Below are 19,659 nucleotides of genomic sequence, written 5' to 3' on the forward strand. Positions count from 1 at the left end.
CGCCTCCGCCTTAGCCATAAACCGGGGTGAAGACGTCTGCCGCCGGATGCGGCCTGCCGTCCTGCCAGTAGGGCGACAGCGCCCGCAGCCGGTCAACGATCGGCGGCAGCATGGCAATGACGTAATCAATCTCTTTTTCCCGGGTGTAGCGCGAGAGGGAAAAACGGATGGTGCCGTGGGCAGCGGTGTAGGGAATATTCATCGCCCGCATCACGTGCGAGGGCTCCAGCGAACCTGAGGTGCAGGCGCTGCCGCTGGAGGCGGCAATCCCGACCTGATTCAGCAGCAGCAGGATCGCTTCCCCTTCAATAAACTCAAAGGCCAGATTCATGGTGCCGGGCACGCGCGGCTGGCCGCCGCCCATCACCATGACCGCAGGGACGCAGGCCTGCAGGCGCCGTTCGAGGCGATCGCGCAGCTGGCCCGTTTGCTCCATTCCCGGCAGATGGATCTGCGCCAGCTCGCAGGCCGCGCCCATGCCGACGATCCCGGTGATGTTTTCCGTTCCGGCCCGTCGTCCGTACTCCTGATGGCCGCCGCGCAGCAGCGGGCGAAAGCGCGTTCCCCGGCGCAGATACAGGCAGCCGACGCCTTTCGGACCGTGAAACTTATGCGCCGAGCAGGAGAGCATATCGATGGCGGTCTTGCCGACCGCTATCGGCAGCTTGCCCACCACCTGCACCGCGTCGCAGTGGAACAGCGCGCCCTGTTCATGAGCCAGCTCCGCCATCTCGACCACAGGGAAAATGACGCCGGTTTCGTTATTCGCCCACATCACGCTGACCAGCGCGACCCGCGGGCTGAGCACCGCCCGGAACTGCGCCATATCCAGCGCGCCGTTGCCGTCTACCGCGATACGGTGGATCAGATAGCCCTGGCGCTCCAGGTGTTCGCACGCAGCCAGCGTCGCCGGATGTTCGACCGCGGTGGTTACGATCTCCCGGCGTTCCGGCAGCAGCGCCGTCGCCGAGGCGATGGCGGTGGCGGTGGCCTCGGTGGCGCAGGAGGTAAAAATTATCTCGCTGGGATACTCCGCCCCGAGCAGCGCCGCGGCCTGCTGATGAGCCCGCTCGAGGGCGGCCTGGGCCGGAATGCCAAAGTCATGGATGGACGAGGGATTGCCGTAAAAATCGGTCAAAAAGGGCATCATCGCTTCGAGGACCATCGGGTCTAAACGGGTGGTGGCGTTGTTATCGAGATAAACCTGTTTCATCTTGTCCCCCTTGGGTCAGTTAACCGCGGCTATGCCGCCACCACTTCCATATAACAGCCGGTACGTTCCATCAGCTTCTGCTGCAGCCAGGCCAGGGTCATATCGGTCATCATGCAGCCGCTGCAGCTGCCGGAAAGGCTCACGGTGACCTGGTGGTTGGCGACGTTGAGAAGCGACATATCGCCGCCGTCGGCCTGAATATGCGGGCGCAGTTCGGCGATGGTGTCGACCACGCTCTGCCAGTGCGGATCTTTGCCGCTGGCGGCGGGAAGGGGGCTCGGCGGCTGCTGCGCGAGGATCTCCGCCAGCGCCAGCTCGATCTGCTCATGGCAGGAAGTGCAGCCGCCGCCCGCTTTGGTGTAGTTAATCACCTCTTCAAGGGTGGTCAGGCCGTTGTTGAGCACCGCGCGGCGGATATGCCCTTCATCGACGCCGAAGCATTTGCAAATCAGCCGGCCTTCTTCATGCTCCTCTTCGAGGCTCTCGCCGCGAAAGTTGGCGATAGCCGCCCGCAGCGCCTCCTGGCCCATCACCGAGCAGTGCATTTTTTGCGGCGGCAGTCCGTCGAGATAATCGGCGATCTGCTGGTTGGTAACCTCTCCAGCTTCGGTAAGCGTGCGGCCGACGATCAGCTCCGTCAGCGCGGAAGAGGAGGCGATCGCGCTGCCGCAGCCAAAGGTCTGGAATCCGGCCTCCTCGATTATTTCGCTTTGCGGGTCGACGCGCAGCATCAGGCGCAGCGCGTCGCCGCAGCTCAATGAACCCACATCGCCCACCGCGTTGGCGTTGTCCACCACGCGCGCGTTGCGGGGATTAAAAAAATGGTCTTTCACTTTCTCGGAGTAATTCCACATGCTGTCAGCTCCAGGGATGATGACGGAAAACGCCGGGGCGCGTTCCACCGCTAAAAGCGCGGTGGTGGTGATGAACAAGCAAATGCAATACCAATGCGTAAATACGTTTATTTTTAGAGGGTTAGGATTTTCCCCTGACAATACGGGCCGACAGTGTCGTTATTTATTGTGGGGTTTGTCACAGAAACGACACGGTTAGCCGCGCGGGTCCCGCTCCTCCCGCCACTCCTGCTCCTCAAGCAGGCGGGTAAAGCGCTCAGGGTCGCACCTGCGGGCGCTTTTGCGCTGCTCTTTGGCGTACCAGTAGAGCTGGATCTCCTGGAGTAAATCGACAATTTTGGTGTCGGCGGGCACGCGTTCGGCGCGGACGCCAACCTGCAGCAGCTGGCGAAATATCGCATCGCCGATTGCCACGCAGAACAGGGTGACGCAATCCTCAAGGGCATGGATGCGCTGACCAATCTTCTCCGCCTGATGGCCGCTTTCGACCGAGAAATCAACCACCCGGATCAGGGTGACCCGATCCTCCTTGACGCCATACACCACCAGCCGCGGCGTGGCGCCGAAGTGGCGGTCGACATGGCGATAGTCGGAGCTGGCAAAGGCGACCTTCATGGACCACTCATCGGAATGGACCATGTCAAACTGGCGGTTAATGGGCGGCATAAGCGGCTCCTGTGGTGAAGGGCGGTTCGGCATTCTGGCGCAGCGGCGAGCGGTAGAGGGCGACCTGGCGGTGACGCTCGCGCATCAGGTTTGCCAGTTCAAACAGCGTATCGCGCATACCGCCATAGCCTTGCCGCACCCGCCGGAACTCGCCGAGCCTGTCAAAGAGAGGGAAACCCGCGCGGATCAGCGGTAGCGCAAACTGTTCCGCGAGGTCGCAGGCGTGAGAATTGGCTACCAGCAGGTCGGCGGGCTGCGAGCAGAGCAGGTTTTGCAGATCCTCCAGATCCCCCGGCACGACGCGTTCGACCGGCAGCTGGCGCAGGCTGGGATGGCCGGTGGGGGCGACCAGCGGACCTGGCCGCATTCCCTGGCTGCTGGCAAAATCGCACCATGCCGCCAGCAGATCGCCTTCTGCCGCCATCGCCATGCGCTGGTCCTGGAGCCACGTGTGGCAGTCGATCATCGCATCCTGAAGCTGTCCACGCTGGCGTTCAATCCACTGCGGAACGCCGCGTCCGGAAATTTTCGCCAGCTGATGAATGAACGTATCGCAGTGCTCAAGGGTCATCAGGTGCGGAAGGGCGATCGCCTCGCCGTGGCTGCGCTGGGCCAGCAGGGACGACGCCCGACTCAGCGAGGCGCCGATGGCGAAGCTGCACAGGCTCTGCCCCATCTGCTCTATCAGGCGCAGCGGCGTCCCGCCCTGGGTCACCGGCGAAAAATCCCCTTGCGCGAGGTGCCCGTCCATCGATTGCGCCAGGTCCGGCAGGATCACCGGCTGCAGGCCAAAGGCTTCAACGTAGCGGCGCAGCAGCTCGATATCGCCGGGGGAGCAGAGGTGGCTGACCAGCAGATTGACCCGACGATTACGCTGGCCGGCGCGGGGCGTCGGCGCCACCCACTGCTCAATGACGCTCTCCAGCACGGCGCTGAAGCCGTTTTCCATAGAGCCATAAAAATCAGGGCTGTTGACCGTCAGTATCGCCACCCCTTTGTGCCGGGGATGCTCTTCGCGAAACTGGCGCACCACCCGGGACATATCGCTGCCCTGAGCCTCCGACAGCCCGGTGCTGAGCAGCACGATGGCCTGCGGAGCGTTGCGCTGGCACAGGGTATCGAGCGCGGTAAAGATATTGCCGTCCGCGCCCATAATCGTCGAGGTCGGGTCCATCGCCGTCGACTGCAAGGGCACCGGGTCGTGGAAGTGCTGAATAAAAAAGACCTTAGCGAAGGCGCTGCATCCCTGCGCGCCGTGGACCAGCGGGATGCAGTGTCCGATCCCGAGGCTGGCGAGGATTGCGCCGAGCGGTTGGCCGGTTTTGATCGGACTGACCGCCAGCGGTTTATCGGTGCGGAAAATTTCTGCCATGCTGTGCTCCTTAGTGCCAGGGGGCGCGGGAATGAGTTTGCGGCCAGATCGGGCTGTTGATGGTCTGGCAGATCTGGCGGGCGAGGGTGACGATGCCCTGATAGCCGGCGAAGGCGTGCTCGCGTTCCTGATTGATATCGAGAAACGGCAGCCGGGCCTTGTAGGCGGTGTACATATTGCGCCCGCCGGCGATCATCAGGTCGGCCTGATAGCGGTAGACCACGTCCAGCAGCGTGCGGGCGTTGCCTTCATCCAGCATGACCGCCTCTTCGCCCATCAGTTCGCGGATCCGCTGTTTATCTTCCTCGGTGGATTTGCGCGTGCCGGTCGCCACCACGCTCATCCCCAGATCCTGCAGCGCCGACACCACCGACCAGGATTTGACGCCGCCGGTGTAGAGCAGGGCTTTGCGTCCGCGAAGCTGTTCGCGCCACGGCCTGAGCGCCAGCTCCGCCGCCCGCTCTTCGCGCGCAATCAGCGCTTCGGTGCGGCGGCACAGGTCGTCATCGCCCAGCAGGGCCGCCAGCTGACGCAGGGCGTCGGAGGTCGCGCGGATGCCGTAAAAACTGCCTTCGAACCACGGCGTGCCGTAGCGCTGCTCCAGCGCCCTCGCGACGTTGATTAGCGCCCGCGAACAGACCAGCATATTGGCCTGCGCCCGGTGCATGGTCTGGATTTCGGCAAAGCGCCCGTCGCCGGAGAGGCTGCCGAGCACGCGGACCCCCAGCTCATCGAGCAGCGGCTGAATATGCCAGAACTCGCCGGCGATATTAAACTCGCCAATCAGGCCAACGTCATGGCGATGCTCCGGGGCGAACGGGGATGCCTCCGGCCAGGGGGCCGGTTCGCGCTGGCCGATGACCCGCTTGACCATCACCTCGCCGGCCAGCCGGTTGCCGAGGTTTTTGCTGCCGTAAAAACCGGCGGCGTCGATGGCGATAACCGGCACGCCGGTGGCGGTCTGCGCGGCCTGGCATACCGCTTCAAGATCGTCGCCCTCCATTGCCGGCACGCAGGTGTTGTAGATAAAGACCGCCGCCGGACGGTAGCGCGTAACGATATGGCGAACCGCGTGAAACAGGCGGCGCTCGCCGCGGCCCATAATCACATCCTGCTCGTTGAGATCGGTAGTGAACCCCAGCCGGTTAATGTTCGGCCCGGAGCTTATGCTGCCGCGGTTATCCCATGAGCTGCCGGCGCAGCCGATGGGGCCATGCACCAGGTGCGCCACGTCGGCGATGGGTAGCAGAGCGATCTGGGCGCCGTCGAACGCGCAGCCGCCGGCGGTGGCGCCGGGTTTTGGCGCGCTACATCCGGACTTCTGTTTATGGTTATGTTCGCAGGCGGGCTCATCCAGCAGCGCCAGAATTTCATTTCCCTTCATAGTGACCTCGTAGAACGTGGGGGATGATGATGGAAATGCAATTCGCGCTCCACCCAGGGGCTATTGATTTTTAAAGGGAAAGCCTTGTCAGCTTTGCGACAAAGCCAACAATCGGACGGGAATATTGTGGGTTGTGGCCGGGGAAGAAAAAAAGCCCGCGGGGTCAGCGGGCAACGGGCAAACAGCAGGGGGGCTAAAAGACGCGTTCCTGCAGCGGATTATCCCTGTTAAGCCGCTTCGCCAGCCACGGCGGCAAACGCCCGGCCAGCAGCGCGTTGATGGCCTCGCACTGGGCCTGAATCGCGGTGCCGGGCTGCGCTTTCATCGGATGGATCTGGTGGCGAATCAGTCGGGCGGCGGCGGGTCCGCCGATCTCCTGGCAGAACAGCAGCTGGCAATCATCAAGCAGCCGGGCGCGCGCTTCGCTGGCCTCCTGCTGGCCCGGCTCTGACGGATAGCGGCGCAGATCGTACAGCCAGCCGCCTTGCTCATCGAAGGCATAGATAAAAAACAGGCGTCCCTGGCCGAAATGGCCGTTAATGAGCAGGCCGTCCTGGGAGCAAAATGCGGCCAGCAGCTGCGGCGTCCGCTGAGCGGGACGGGCAATACGCAGATGAACGGGCAGCGCGCCCCGCAGGCTGGCCATCACCCGCGACCAGCGGGCCGGGGACATAACGGCCGTCGTTGACGGAAAGGCGGCGGCGAGCTGCGGCTGCGTTAAGGTGGCCAACCCCTCCGGGGTCAGGGTTTCGCCGCTTTCCTGCGCCAGCCAGTCTAGTATTTGCGCCGGCGGCAGATCCGGCAGCGTCTGGAATAGCGCCAGCAGGCGCCAGAAAAGGGTATCGTTGTCGGACATCTCCAGCTCCTTATATCAGCGTACTGCGGGTTGCCCGCAGGCTTATCGGGAAGGCGGGCCGCTCAGGCTGCGGGTTGACGTAGTAGCGCCCGCCGCCCTCCAGCGAAATCGCGCCGCCCCAGCGGTCAACGTCGTTATGCTCAATCTGTATCACCCGTGCTTCCAGATCCTGTTTGGCGATATAGGCATACAGATCCGCGCCGCGCTCACGAAAAATCACGATAGGCATAGCCCCTCCAGGCCCCGCTTTCGCGGGGCGGCTAATGGTTAACGGACGAGGTCGAAGCTGTAATCGGTTTTGCCTAACTGGCCGGTGTCGTTATCCAGTTTCTCCAGCACGGCGTTCACCAGCGTCGTGACGATGTTCATGGCGCCTTCATAACCCCAGGTGGTCTGACGGTGCAGGTGGTGACGGTCGAACAGCGGAAAGCCGAGACGGATGAGCGGTACCTCAAAAGCTTTGCCCTTCGCCAGGGTATCGCGCTGGATAAATTTGCCGTAGGAGTTGCCTATCATAAAGTCCGGCTGGCGGGTGAACATCAGCGAACGGAAGTGCCACAAGTCGCAATTGATGAACACTTCGCTGTCGCGACCGTAGGGCGAGGCTTCCAGCATTTTCTTCATCGCCTTCAGCCAGCGCTTGTTGGCGTTATGGCTCAGGATCACCGTCGGCTCGCAGCCGAGCTCCAGCAGGAAGCGGGCCAGCCCCATCACAAAGTCCGGGTCGCCGTACAGGCCAAATTTCTTGCCATGCAGCCAGGTGTGGGAGTCGAGCATCATGTCGACCAGCCGTCCGCGCTCAAGGGTGAGGGCGTCGGCAATCGGCCTGCCGCTGAGCTGGCTGACGGTCATCAGCAGCTCGTCGGTGGCGGCCAACCCCAGCGGGATCGCCACCTCGGTCGCCGGCTGATTCCACATATCCTGCACCACTTTTTTACTTTTCAGCAGCTGCCACGGCTGCAGGAGCAGCGTATCGATGGCGTCCGGGGCCTCCTTCATCTCCTGCTGGGTGGTGCCGCCCGCATACATCCGATAATGGCCGTCGGCGGGGGTATCAAGGACCTCCGACGGATCGGAGAGCAGGCTGCACGGCACCGCCATCTGCGCCATCATCCGCTTCAGCACGCGGAAGTTGCCGAGATAGGTCTCAAAGCCGGTGACCAGGTTGAGCTTTTGCAGTTTGCCCGGCTGCCCTTGATAGTCGGCGGTAAAGGTTTTGGCGAACCCTTCGAACATATTGTCCCAGCCGGTGACGTGGCTGCCGATAAAGCTTGGCGTATGGGCGTGCGGCACGGCAATGCTGCTATCGACAAAACCGTCTTTTTTGGCGTTGGCGATAAACGCCTGCAGATCGTCGCCGATAACCTCCGCCATGCAGGTGGTGGAGACCGCGATGATCTCCGGTTTGTACAGCGCGCTGGCGTTCCGCAGCCCGAGGTTCATATTGTTGTTGCCGCCGAAGACCGCCGCGTCTTCGGTCATCGAATCGGAAACGCAGGCGATCGGCTCTTTGAAATGGCGGTTAAAATAGGTACGAAAATAGGCCACGCATCCCTGGGAGCCGTGAACATAGGGCAGGGTGTTGGCAAACCCTAGCGAACAGAGCACCGCGCCCAGCGGCTGGCAGGCTTTTGCCGGGTCAACGGTTAGCGCCTCGCGCTGAAAGTTCAGCGCTTCATACTCGGCGGTGGTAGTCCAGGCGAATACCTCCTGCACGCGCCGGGCGTCGTGCGCCTCTTCCAGCGTCCGCTTATTGCGGAACAGCTCCTGGTATTCATCCTGTTCAAATAGCGGATAACAGCTATTAATTTTGTCAATCGTTTGGCTCATGGTGTTCTCCTCCCGCGCCACAAATCGGTGAACAGACGGGACAATAAATGGGCAATCACGCAGACTTCAGCCACGGGGCGATCAGTTCGTTCCACGCCGGGTTGTTTAAGGTCATATCCATATCGCGGGCAAAAATGGCGAAACCATCGTAGCCGTGGTACGGGCCGGAGTAGTCCCACGAGTGCATCTGGCGGAACGGAACCCCCATTTTCTGGAAGATATACTTTTCCTTGATCCCGGAGCCGATAAGGTCAGGCTTCAGCGCTTTGACAAACGCCTCCAGCTCATAGCTGCTGGCGTCATCGAACAGCAGGGTGCCTTCTTTCAGATCCGGCAGGGTGCGGTCGTAGTCATCGTTATGGGCAAACTCATAGCCGGCGGCGACGATCTCCATGCCGAGATCCTCATAGGCGCCAATAACGTGCCGTGGCCGCAGGCCGCCCATATAGAGCAGCACCTTGCGCCCCTCCAGCCGCGGGCGGTATTTGGCGATAATCGCCGCCGTTTGCCCCTGATATTTGGCGATCACCGCCTCGGCGTTGGCGCGAATGGCGTCGTCAAACTGGTCGGCAATTTTGCGCAGCGATTCGGCGATTTTGGTCGGACCGAAGAAGTTGTACTCCATCCACGGGATCTGATGCTTTTCTTCCATGTGCCGGGCGATGTAGTTCATCGAACGGTAGCAGTGGACCAGATTCAGCTTCACGAAAGGGGTGTTCTCCATCTCCACCAGGGTGCCGTCGCCGGACCACTGGGCGACCACCCGCAGCCCCATCTCTTCGAGCAGGATGCGCGAGGCCCAGGCATCGCCGCCGATGTTGTAATCGCCGATGATCGCCACATCGTAAGGGGTGGATGCAAACGGCTGCCCCTCACGGTTATTGAGGACCCAGTCGCGAACCACGTCGTTGGCGATATGGTGCCCCAGCGACTGCGACACGCCGCGAAATCCTTCGCAACGCACCGGGATCACCGGTTTATCCAGCGCCTTGCTGCTGGCGTTGGCGACGGCGCTGATATCATCGCCGATGAGCCCGACCGGACACTCCGACTGGATGGTGATGCCCTTGGTGAGCGGGAACAATAGCTCCATCTCTTCAATCAGTTTGCTGAGCTTTTTATCACCGCCGAAGACGATGTCGCGCTCCTGAAAATCGGAGGTGAAGTTCAGGGTGCCGAAGCTGTCGACGCCGCTGACGCCGGTGAAGTAGTTGCGGCGCCCGGCGCGCGAGTACTGGCCGCAGCCGACCGGCCCGTGGGAGATATGGGCCATATCCTTAATCGGCCCGAATACCACTCCTTTGGAGCCGGCGTAGGCGCAGCCGCGCACGGTCATCACGCCGGGCTGCGATTTACGGTTCGAGATGATGCACTTGCCGACGCTCTCCATTTGCGGATCGCTGACCATCATGTGCTTTCTGCGCTCTTTACGCGCAGTTTCGGGAAAGACTTCCAGGACCTCCTGGATTAGCGCGAGATTACGCTCGCCTGTGGCGTTGGTCATGATGATTGTCCTGTGTTCAGGCCGCGTTTTCTTCGGCGGCGGTTTTACCGATGATGCTGGTGTCTTCTTCTTCCATGATGCCGAATTCCATCAGCAGCGATTCCAGCTCATCCATGGTGCAGGGCGTCGGTACCACCTTCATGGTGTTGTTGACGATCTTGGTTGCCAGAGTGCGGTACTCATTGGCCTGCTGGCAGTTCGGGTCGTACTCGATGACCGTCATCCGGCGGATTTCCGCGCGCTGGACGATGTTGTCGCGCGGCACGAAATGGATCATCTGGGTGCCGAGCTTCTCCGCCAGCGCCACGATCAGCTCATCTTCACGGTCGGTTTGACGCGAGTTACAAATCAGCCCGCCGAGACGCACCTTGCCGGATTTCGCGTATTTAACGATCCCCTTGGAGATATTGTTGGCGGCGTACATCGCCATCATCTCCCCGGAGCAGACGATATAGATCTCCTGGGCCTTATTTTCACGGATTGGCATCGCGAAGCCGCCGCAGACCACATCCCCGAGTACGTCATAGAACACGAAATCGAGATCGTCCTCGTAGGCGCCTTCCTCTTCGAGAAAGTTGATTGCGGTGATCACCCCGCGCCCCGCGCAGCCGACGCCCGGCTCCGGGCCGCCTGATTCGGCGCAGCGCACGTCGCCATAGCCGATTTGCAGGACATCTTCGAGCTCAAGGTCCTCCACCGAGCCCACTTCCGCGGCCATCTCCATAATGGTGTTCTGTGCTTTGGCGTGCAGGATCAGGCGGGTGGAGTCCGCCTTCGGATCGCAGCCGACGATCATCACTTTCTTACCCATCTCGGCCAGCGCGGCGACGAGGTTCTGCGTGGTGGTGGATTTGCCGATACCGCCTTTACCGTAGATAGCGCATTGACGCATGGTCATGGTGACTTCTCCTGTTGTTGAGTGTTTGCCACCAGAGAAGTGCAGGGAACATACCAGCCGGGCCATATCATTTAACTTGATGATAAATATGTAATTAAATTTCGACGGCCGGTGCGTCCGTAAAACAAAACGGCACAATCAGGCCACCAAATGTGGGAAACAGAACAATTCTGCTCGCCAGGCCAGGAGCGGCGCTTTGTCGACTGTTCAACAGCTTGTCGCGGTCTGTGTCTTATTCCACGCAATCTCCTGACGTCATGAGGCGCCCGCCGCTGCATAACCTGCTGAATTCAATCGAACTATTTAGCTACGCGAGAGCTGGCATGGGCTGTGCTTGAGGCACAGACAGGGTTTGCCGCCAGCCGATGCGGCGAAGATGCCTCTCACCTTCGAGGAATGAACAATGTCCGGAAAAATGAAAACAATGGATGGCAACGCCGCGGCGGCCTGGATCTCCTATGCCTTTACCGATGTCGCGGCTATCTATCCCATCACGCCTTCCACGCCGATGGCGGAAAACGTCGATGAATGGGCGGCGCAGGGGAAAAAGAATCTGTTTGGTCAGCCGGTACGCTTGATGGAGATGCAGTCAGAAGCCGGTGCGGCAGGCGCGGTACACGGCGCGCTGCAGGCCGGGGCGCTCACCACCACCTATACCGCGTCGCAGGGGCTGCTGCTGATGATCCCCAACCTCTACAAAATTGCCGGTGAACTGCTGCCGGGAGTCTTTCACGTCAGCGCCCGGGCGCTGGCGACCAACTCGCTGAATATTTTTGGCGATCATCAGGACGTGATGGCGGTACGTCAGACCGGCTGCGCGATGCTGGTGGAGAACAACGTGCAGCAGGTGATGGACCTCTCCGCCGTGGCGCATCTGGCGGCGATAAAGGGCCGTATTCCGTTTATTAATTTCTTCGACGGCTTTCGCACCTCGCACGAAATTCAAAAAATTGAGGTGCTGGAGTATGAGCAGCTGGCAACGCTGCTGGACCGGCCCGCGCTGGACAGCTTTCGCCGTAACGCGCTGCATCCGGATCACCCGGTCATTCGCGGCACCGCGCAAAACCCGGATATCTACTTTCAGGAGCGGGAAGCGGGCAACCGCTTTTACCAGGCTCTCCCCGATCTTGTCGAAGGCTATATGGCGCAAATCAGCGCCATCACCGGACGTGAGTACCACCTGTTTAACTATACCGGCGCGGCGGATGCCGAACGGGCGATCGTCGCGATGGGGTCGGTATGCGACACCATCCAGGAGGTGGTGGAGACGCTGAATGCGGCGGGAGAGAAGGTCGGTTTGCTCAGCGTCCATCTGTTCCGCCCCTTTTCGCTGGCGCACTTCTTTGCCCGGCTGCCGAAAACCGTCCGGCGCATTGCCGTACTCGATCGCACTAAGGAGCCCGGGGCCCAGGCCGAGCCGCTGTGTCTGGACATTAAAAACGCCTTCTATCATCACGACGATCCGCCGCTGATTGTCGGCGGTCGCTACGCCCTGGGCGGGAAGGACGTTCTGCCCAACGATATCGCTGCCGTTTTTGACAATCTCAACAAGCCGCTGCCGATGGATGGATTTACGCTGGGGATTATCGATGATGTCACCTTTACCTCATTACCGCCGCGCCCGCAGACGCTGGAGGTTTCTCACGCGGGCATCACCGCCTGTAAATTCTGGGGGATGGGCTCGGACGGCACGGTAGGGGCCAATAAAAGCGCGATTAAGATTATCGGCGACAGGACCGATCTCTACGCGCAGGCCTATTTTTCCTACGACTCGAAAAAATCCGGCGGCATTACCGTTTCGCACCTGCGCTTCGGCGACCGGCCCATTACCTCGCCATACCTGATCCACCGGGCGGATTTTATCTCCTGTTCGCAGCAGTCCTATGTTGAACGCTATGAGCTGCTGGATGGGCTAAAGCCGGGAGGAACCTTTTTGCTCAACTGCAGCTGGTCCGATGCCGAACTTGAGCAGCACCTGCCCGCCGGCTTTAAGCGCTATCTGGCGCGGGAAAATATCCGCTTTTACACCCTCAACGCCGTTGATATTGCCCGCGAGCTGGGGCTTGGCGGGCGGTTTAATATGCTGATGCAGGCGGCGTTCTTTAAGCTGGCGGCGATTATCGATCCGCAGACCGCCGCGAACTATCTCAAACAGGCGGTCGAAAAAAGCTACGGCAGCAAAGGGGCCAGCGTCATTGAGATGAACCAGCGGGCGATTGACCTGGGCATGACGTCGCTGCATCAGGTGACGGTACCGCCCCATTGGGCGACGCAGGAGGAAGCCTCGCCGCAGCCTTCGCCCCTGATGCCGGATTTCATCCGCGATATTCTGCAGCCAATGAACCGCCAGCGCGGCGACCAGCTGCCGGTTAGCGCCTTTGTCGGGATGGAAGACGGCACCTTTCCTCCGGGAACCGCCGCGTGGGAGAAGCGCGGCATTGCGCTGGAAGTGCCGGTCTGGCATCCCGACGGCTGTACGCAGTGTAATCAGTGCGCGTTCATCTGCCCGCATGCGGCGATCCGCCCGGCGCTGCTGAGCCGGGACGAGCAGGATGCGGCTCCGGCCGCGCTGTTGAGCAAGCCCGCGCAGGGGGCGAAGGAGTACCACTATCATCTGGCGATCTCGCCGCTGGACTGCTCCGGCTGCGGTAACTGCGTCGATAACTGTCCTTCACGCGGCAAGGCGCTGAAAATGCAGTCTCTCGATAGCCAGCGCCAGATGGCGCCGGTCTGGGACTACGCGCTGGCGCTGGCCCCGAAAAGCAATCCGTTTCGTAAAACGACGGTCAAAGGCAGCCAGTTTGAGACGCCGCTGCTGGAGTTTTCCGGCGCCTGCGCGGGCTGCGGAGAGACGCCCTATGCGCGTCTGATAACCCAGCTTTTTGGCGACCGGATGCTGATTGCCAACGCCACCGGCTGCTCCTCTATATGGGGCGCCAGCGCGCCATCAATCCCTTATACCACCAACCATCGCGGTCATGGCCCGGCGTGGGCGAACTCGCTGTTTGAAGATAATGCTGAATTTGGCCTCGGCATGATGCTGGGCGGGCAGGCGATCCGCAAACAGATCGCCGATGACATAGCCTCCGCGCTGGCGCTGCCGATAAGCGAGGAGCTAAAGGAGGTGATGGGCCAGTGGCTGGCGCAGCAGGATGAGGGGGAGGGAACCCGCGATCGCGCGGACCGCTTAAGCGAACGACTGGCGCTGGAAAAAGAGGGCTCACCGCTGCTGGAGCAGCTCTGGCAGAACCGGGACTATTTTACCCGGCGCTCGCAGTGGATATTCGGCGGCGACGGCTGGGCGTACGACATTGGTTTCGGCGGCCTCGATCACGTGCTGGCCAGCGGCGAGGACGTCAATATCCTGGTGTTTGATACCGAGGTCTATTCCAACACCGGCGGGCAGTCGTCGAAATCGACCCCGACGGCGGCCATCGCCAAATTTGCCGCTCAGGGCAAACGCACCGGTAAGAAAGACCTCGGGATGATGGCGATGAGCTACGGCAACGTTTATGTCGCGCAGATTGCAATGGGGGCCGATAAAGATCAGACCCTGCGGGCGATTGCGGAAGCCGAGGCCTGGCCTGGACCCTCGCTGGTGATTGCCTATGCCGCCTGCATTAACCACGGGCTGAAAGCCGGCATGAGCTGCAGCCAGCGGGAGGCGAAACGCGCGGTGGAGGCGGGATACTGGCATCTGTGGCGCTATCATCCGCAGCGCAAGGCGGAAGGCCGGACGCCGTTTGTTCTTGATTCCGAAGAGCCTGAAGAGAGCTTCCGCGACTTCCTGCTCGGCGAGGTGCGCTATGCCTCCCTGCACAAAAGCTCGCCACAGCTCGCGGACGCGCTTTTCGAAAGGACGGAGGAGGACGCCCGGGACAGGTTCAGGAAGTATCAGTCGCTGGCCGGCGACCAGTAACGCTTATTTTGCCAAGCCGCAGAGCAGGGCGGAAAGGAGAAAATGCAGAGGGATTTGCCCAATAATGACTTCACGTAGCGAATGTTGACAGGGGAACGATATGTTTACCGGTATTGTCCAGGGGATGGCGAAAGTGCTGTCCATTGAAGAAAAAAGCCATTTTCGCACCCACGCAATAGAGTTGCCCGCAGAGATGCTGGCGGGGCTCGAAGCCGGGAGTTCGGTGGCGAATAATGGCTGCTGTTTGACGGTCACGCGCATTGACGGGGCGCGGGTAAGCTTTGATTTAATGGACGAAACCCTGCGCGTCACCAACCTCGGGGCGATTAGGGCGGGTGATAGCGTCAACGTTGAGCGCGCCGCTAAATTCAATGATGAAATAGGCGGACACCTGATGTCTGGTCATATTATGACGACCGCCGAAGTGGTGCAAATCGTGGCGTCTGAGCATAACCGTCAGATGTGGTTTAAGCTGCAAAACCCGGCGGCCATGAAATATATTCTCTACAAAGGCTATATCGGCGTGGATGGGATCAGCCTGACCGTCGGTGAAGTTATGCCGCTGCGCTTTTGCGTCCATTTGATCCCGGAGACGCTGCAACGCACCACGCTTGGTGCGAAAAAGGTGGGGGACCAGGTGAATATTGAAATTGATTCGCAGACTCAGGCGACCATCGATACCGTGGAGCGCGTGCTGGCCGCCGTCGCCGAAGCGGGGCGGTAAACAGCCCCCGTATGACGCCGCTAGCCCGTAATCCCCGAGCGAGAAAATTGTGACGTTGTCACCTGCGCTATCGGCAGCTTCAAGGCCAGGTACCTGTTGGCGAGTTACATTCCAGCTTTAGCTTAGGTAACCCGGCCTCTTAGAATCTATTGACCGCACGGCATAACGCCAGGGAGGAGAGGCGCGCCGTGCTCTTTTTACGCCCAATGCTAAATCGCAAAGGAATAATTTTTAACCATATTCTTCAATAAGATATTGCATATTCAGTGATTCTATAACCGCTCGTTGGTGGCTGACGACCATGATGATGCTGTGCGGGAGTTCGCTGCGGATCGCTCTTATCAGCTCGATGGCCGTCATATCGTCCAGGTGACTGGTTGATTCATCAAGGCAGATAAGATCCGGCTGATTCAACAGGATGCGGGCAAACGAAAGACGCTGCTGCTCGCCGCCGGAAAGGATACCGCTCCATGACTGGCGCTCATTCAGCTGCTGGCACAAATGCTGCAGCCCAACCCTCTTCAGACAGCTCTCCAGTCGTTCATTGCTGACTTTGGCTAAGCCAGGATACGTCAACGCGTGGGTCAGGAGATCGTCAGGCAGATACGGTTTTTGCGGGACGAACAGGCTTTTCCCTGTCGGGTGGTGATAGACCCCGCTACTGTAAGGCCACAGCCCGGAGAGTACCCTTAAGAAGGTGGTTTTCCCGCAGCCGCTGGCGCCGGTAATAGCAATAGCCTCGCCGTGCTGTAAGTCGAGATTTATGGGGTTAAACAGGGGCGCGCCATGAGCGTGACGGGCGACCAGATTACGGCAGCGTAATTTTCCGGGCTGACGGGGATATTTCGCTTTCGCCGGCAGCGCGATTAGGCCTTGCTCAAACTGCCATAGCCTCTCTACCGTCGCTGACCAGGCCACTATCTGGCGGTAGGAGTCGATAAACCAGCCGAAGGCGTCAAGGACGTAGCCGAAAGCGGCGCGCGCCTGCATGACGCCGCCAAGCGAGATCTTTTTGGCGATGTACAGCGGCAGGACTGCAAAAATCGGGATCATCAGGCTCAGGCGGAAATAGGAAGTGGTGAACGTATCTAAGCGAAACTCGCGGGACATCAACAGCTGCCAGTTCCGCGCAATCGCCGAAAAATGACGGTGCACGCGGCGCAGTTCGGCACGCTCGCCGCCATAGAAGGCAATCTGTTCGGTATTTTCGCGGATGCGCAGCAGGCTGGCGCGGTAGTCAGCCTCGGTTTTTTGCCGATCCATATTCAGCTGATGCAGCGGGCGGCCGATCCGGTGGGCCAGCAGGCTGCTAATGACCGCATATCCCAGCGCCACCCACACCAGATAGCCATGCAGCGTGACGTCGTGGCCAGCGACGGTAAGGCTGAGCGTGCCCGAGAGCTGCCACAGAATAAAAATGAACGATAAAAGTCCCGTGATGTTTTTTAGCAGCGATAAAAATAACCCAAGGCTCTGCTCAACCAGCAGGCGGATATCCTCGGCAATACGCTGATCGGGATTATCGGGTTCCGCATGGAGGCTCAGATGATAATGGTTGTGTCGTCGCAGCCACAGGTAGTGAAATCTCATGGTCATCTTCTGGCGCCAGCGGATGATCAATAATTTTTTCAGCCAGTTCGTACTGATAATAAACGACACAAACAGGGCGGTATATCCGGCGTAGGAGAGCGCCAGCAGGCCGATCGACGCATGCTGAAAATAGTCGGTGAGGGCATCGTAAAATTCCCGGCTCCAGTCGTTGTACTGCACGCTGACCCATACCACGCCTAACGTGAGGGCGATCAGCGTCAGCAATAAAAGCCATGAAAACCATTCGCGAGGGTGCAGCCAACAGGGGGCTATCAGCTGATAAAACCGTTTCAAACTTTGCATAAAGAAGGTCGCACAGAGTGTGTAAAAAGCGTGACAGCCGCCCTCGCGGACGGCTGTCCATTATCCTTTGCGCTTAATAAGCCCATTTCACGTTGAACATGAAGTTACGCGGATCGCCGTAGAAGTTGTTGCCCCCGCGGTGACGGTTGGAAACGCCGAGATAGTATTCTTTATCCGTCAGGTTGTTGCCGTTCAGGCTCAGGCTTATATGTTTACTGTACTGATAACCGATATTGGCGTTGAAAAGCGTGTATCCGCCCTGCGACACGTTGTAGTTGGTGGTGGTATCCGTCTGCGCCGTCAGCCCTGCGCCGACGGACCATTTATCCCATTCTCCCGGCAGGCGATAGCTGTTATACAGACGGAAAAGGTGCTGCGGCGTGTGTTTGCTGTAGTTGGTGCCTTTCTGCGTGGCGGCGGCTTCGAGATATTTGCTGTTATTAAGCGTGTACCCGGCGTAGACCTGCCAGCCCTGCGCAAGCTGCCCGGATATCTCCATTTCAATGCCCTGGCTCTGCACCTTGCCGTCAGCGACGTAGCAGTCATCGCAGTCCACCCCGCTCATGGCGTTATTGGCCTGAATAATGCGGAACAGGGCGACGGAGGCGTTCAGCCCGCCGTTAAAGAATTCCCCTTTGACGCCGGTTTCGTAGTTGCTGCCGGTGACCGGCGGCAGGAAGTTGCCGCTGGCATCCAGCGAGCTTTGCGGTTTGTAGATTTCGGCGTAGCTCAGATACCAGGTGTAGTCTTTGGCGAAATCCCACAGCAGGCCGCCGTAGGGGATGATTTTACCTTTCACCTTGTAATTGCTGTGCGCGGTCATCGCCCCGGTGGTGAGATTGGTGAAATAGGAGTCGTAGGTAAAGCTGCTGTAACGGCTTCCGAGGATCAGCTTCCAGTCGTCGGTCAGGCTCAGCCGCGTCGTGGCGTACAGGCCGCGCTGATAGACGTTGTACTGATAGCGCCGCGTGTAATCCCAGTCGGGTTCGGAGAGGCTTTCAGGGTCCCAGCTATAGATATTCACCTCGCTGGTATTGCTCAGCGAACCAAATAAATTATTGAAGTTCTCTTTCTGATAATCACCGCCGAACACCAGCTGGTGATCGCGATTCAGCAGCTGGAACGGCCCGCTCAGGTTGAGGTTAACGCCGTACTGGCTGCTGCGGTTGTGTCGTTGCAGGTAGTTATTGAGTTTCGCGCTGCCTGAATCATCCACGCCCTGAGTGCCGTTGCCGTAAACGCCGATGAATTTTCCCTGCGCGCTGGCGGCCGTGTAGTTCAGCGAGCCTTTGGCGACCCATTCGTTATCAAAATAGTGTTCGAGCTCGGCGTAGGCGTTAGTTTTCTCGAAGGTGATGTTATTCCAGCTGGCGCCGAGAAAGGTCGAGCGGGGCAGACCCAGGCTGGAGTAGCTGGTGGACATCGGCACGCCGTAAAGATTGGGCACCGTATCGGTTTTTTGCCAGGAAATACCGGTGGTCAGCGTGGTCTGCGACGTCAAATCATAGGCCAGGGTACCGAAGAGCACCTGACGATCGCTGTGCACGTAATCGGTAAAGCTGTCTCTCTTTTGCAGTACGCCAACCGCGCGGCCGCGCAGCGAGGCATCGTCATTCAGCGGCCCGGAGATATCCATTTCGCTGCGGTAGTTATCCCAGCTGCCGGCGCTGGCGCTGATGGAAGAGCGAAAATCGTAAGTCGGCCGCTTGCGCACCATATTCACCGAGCCCCCCGGTTCGCCGCTGCCCTGGGTCAGACCTGACGCGCCGCGCAGGACTTCCAGATGATCGTAAATAGCCAGATCCGGCGATTCGGTGGACGCTTCGGCATACCCCATTCCGGCGAGACTGTTCTGAAACGAGGAGCTGATACCGTCTTCCTGAAGGTTATCCATCGTGAAACCGCGCGACTGGTAACGGGTTTGATAGGAGCTTTCGTTGATGACGTTCACCCCTGTGACCTGGCGCATAGCGTCGTCCAGCGAGCTCATATTCTGATCGTTCATCCGCTGGCGGGTAACCACGCTGACCGACTGCGGCGTTTCCCGCGGAGAGAGATTCAGGCGAGTCGCCGCCGACATGCTGCGGGTGGTGTAAGAGCCGGTATCTTCAGTCATCGAGCCGTAGTTAATGTCACCGACCACCACCATTTCGTCCCCTTCAGGGATCTTTTTCAGGGTGTAGCTGCCGTTGGGCTGACGTTCTGCCAGCAGCCCCTGATCGGTCAACAGCCGGGAAAAGCCTTCGCTAAGGCTGTAGGTGCCGTTGAGCGCCGGAGAGGATTTCCCGGCAGTCAGCTGCGCATCGCTCGCCAGATAAATACCCGACTGCGCGGCAAACTGATTCAGCTGAGTCGCCAGCGGCGCGGCCGGGATCGCATAAACGTGCTTATCCGTCGCCGTTTCGGCGGCCTGAGCAGCCGGCGCGATGGCGGCGGCAAACGTCAGTCCCGGTGCGCAGAACATCATGCGCAGGAGGGCGGCCGTCGGCGTACGACGGAAAATCCGCGGCTGGCTGGTGCGTGGTGCTGATGACATAGATTCCCCT

The 19,659-nt window shown here is 59.9% G+C and carries 14 protein-coding genes; 2 read left to right on the forward strand and 12 right to left on the reverse strand.

Annotated elements, in window-relative coordinates; translation table 11 throughout:
• Nucleotides 1–10: 10 nt before the first annotated feature.
• The 10 genes from nifS to nifH all read right to left on the reverse strand — a co-directional run bounded on the left by nifS (nucleotide 11) and on the right by nifH (nucleotide 10,577).
• Nucleotides 11–1,213 (reverse strand): cysteine desulfurase NifS, encoded by a 1,203-nt coding sequence (gene nifS / locus QFI97_RS14975; protein WP_346431471.1) that lies wholly within the window; start codon nucleotides 1,211–1,213, stop codon nucleotides 11–13.
• Nucleotides 1,214–1,242: 29 nt separating this feature from the next.
• Complete coding sequence (gene nifU / locus QFI97_RS14980) at nucleotides 1,243–2,067, reverse strand: Fe-S cluster assembly protein NifU (protein WP_095103482.1); 825 nt, start codon at nucleotides 2,065–2,067, stop codon at nucleotides 1,243–1,245.
• 195 nt (nucleotides 2,068–2,262) lie between these two features.
• Complete coding sequence (locus QFI97_RS14985; protein ID WP_346431472.1) at nucleotides 2,263–2,733, reverse strand: NifB/NifX family molybdenum-iron cluster-binding protein; 471 nt, start codon at nucleotides 2,731–2,733, stop codon at nucleotides 2,263–2,265.
• Nucleotides 2,720–4,105 carry a nitrogenase iron-molybdenum cofactor biosynthesis protein NifN gene (gene nifN, locus QFI97_RS14990; RefSeq protein ID WP_346431473.1) on the reverse strand — a complete coding sequence of 462 codons (1,386 nt, stop codon included), beginning with the start codon at nucleotides 4,103–4,105 and terminating at the stop codon, nucleotides 2,720–2,722. Before nifN ends, QFI97_RS14985 begins: the two co-directional genes overlap by 14 nt.
• Before the next feature lie 10 nt (nucleotides 4,106–4,115).
• Nucleotides 4,116–5,489, reverse strand: coding sequence for a nitrogenase iron-molybdenum cofactor biosynthesis protein NifE (gene nifE / locus QFI97_RS14995; protein WP_095103488.1), 1,374 nt, complete (start codon nucleotides 5,487–5,489; stop codon nucleotides 4,116–4,118).
• A gap of 193 nt (nucleotides 5,490–5,682) precedes the next feature.
• Nucleotides 5,683–6,345, reverse strand: a complete 663-nt coding sequence (locus tag QFI97_RS15000; protein ID WP_331834217.1) for a NifB/NifX family molybdenum-iron cluster-binding protein — start codon at nucleotides 6,343–6,345, stop codon at nucleotides 5,683–5,685.
• 10 nt (nucleotides 6,346–6,355) lie between these two features.
• Nucleotides 6,356–6,574 carry a putative nitrogen fixation protein NifT gene (gene nifT, locus QFI97_RS15005; RefSeq protein WP_095103491.1) on the reverse strand — a complete coding sequence of 73 codons (219 nt, stop codon included), beginning with the start codon at nucleotides 6,572–6,574 and terminating at the stop codon, nucleotides 6,356–6,358.
• Between the two features lie 38 nt (nucleotides 6,575–6,612).
• Nucleotides 6,613–8,175, reverse strand: coding sequence for a nitrogenase molybdenum-iron protein subunit beta (gene nifK, locus QFI97_RS15010; protein WP_346431474.1), 1,563 nt, complete (start codon nucleotides 8,173–8,175; stop codon nucleotides 6,613–6,615).
• Between the two features lie 55 nt (nucleotides 8,176–8,230).
• A complete protein-coding gene (nifD, locus tag QFI97_RS15015; RefSeq protein WP_331834215.1) occupies nucleotides 8,231–9,679 on the reverse strand; it encodes a nitrogenase molybdenum-iron protein alpha chain in 1,449 nt (482 codons plus the stop codon).
• Nucleotides 9,680–9,695: 16 nt separating this feature from the next.
• Nucleotides 9,696–10,577 carry a nitrogenase iron protein gene (gene nifH / locus QFI97_RS15020; RefSeq protein WP_095103495.1) on the reverse strand — a complete coding sequence of 294 codons (882 nt, stop codon included), beginning with the start codon at nucleotides 10,575–10,577 and terminating at the stop codon, nucleotides 9,696–9,698.
• A 403-nt stretch (nucleotides 10,578–10,980) separates the two neighbouring features.
• Between nifH and nifJ the strand changes: the two genes are divergently transcribed.
• A complete protein-coding gene (nifJ, locus tag QFI97_RS15025) occupies nucleotides 10,981–14,496 on the forward strand; it encodes a pyruvate:ferredoxin (flavodoxin) oxidoreductase (RefSeq protein ID WP_346431475.1) in 3,516 nt (1,171 codons plus the stop codon).
• A 100-nt stretch (nucleotides 14,497–14,596) separates the two neighbouring features.
• A complete protein-coding gene (locus QFI97_RS15030) occupies nucleotides 14,597–15,220 on the forward strand; it encodes a riboflavin synthase subunit alpha (protein WP_346431476.1) in 624 nt (207 codons plus the stop codon).
• 231 nt (nucleotides 15,221–15,451) lie between these two features.
• Here QFI97_RS15030 and QFI97_RS15035 read toward each other — a convergent pair whose 3' ends face one another.
• Nucleotides 15,452–17,113 carry an ABC transporter ATP-binding protein/permease gene (locus QFI97_RS15035; protein ID WP_346431477.1) on the reverse strand — a complete coding sequence of 554 codons (1,662 nt, stop codon included), beginning with the start codon at nucleotides 17,111–17,113 and terminating at the stop codon, nucleotides 15,452–15,454.
• A gap of 73 nt (nucleotides 17,114–17,186) precedes the next feature.
• Complete coding sequence (locus QFI97_RS15040) at nucleotides 17,187–19,649, reverse strand: TonB-dependent siderophore receptor (protein WP_346431478.1); 2,463 nt, start codon at nucleotides 19,647–19,649, stop codon at nucleotides 17,187–17,189.
• Nucleotides 19,650–19,659 lie beyond the last annotated feature (10 nt).

It is taken from the genome of Klebsiella scottii, assembly GCF_036561945.1.
Classification (GTDB): domain Bacteria; phylum Pseudomonadota; class Gammaproteobacteria; order Enterobacterales; family Enterobacteriaceae; genus Klebsiella; species Klebsiella scottii.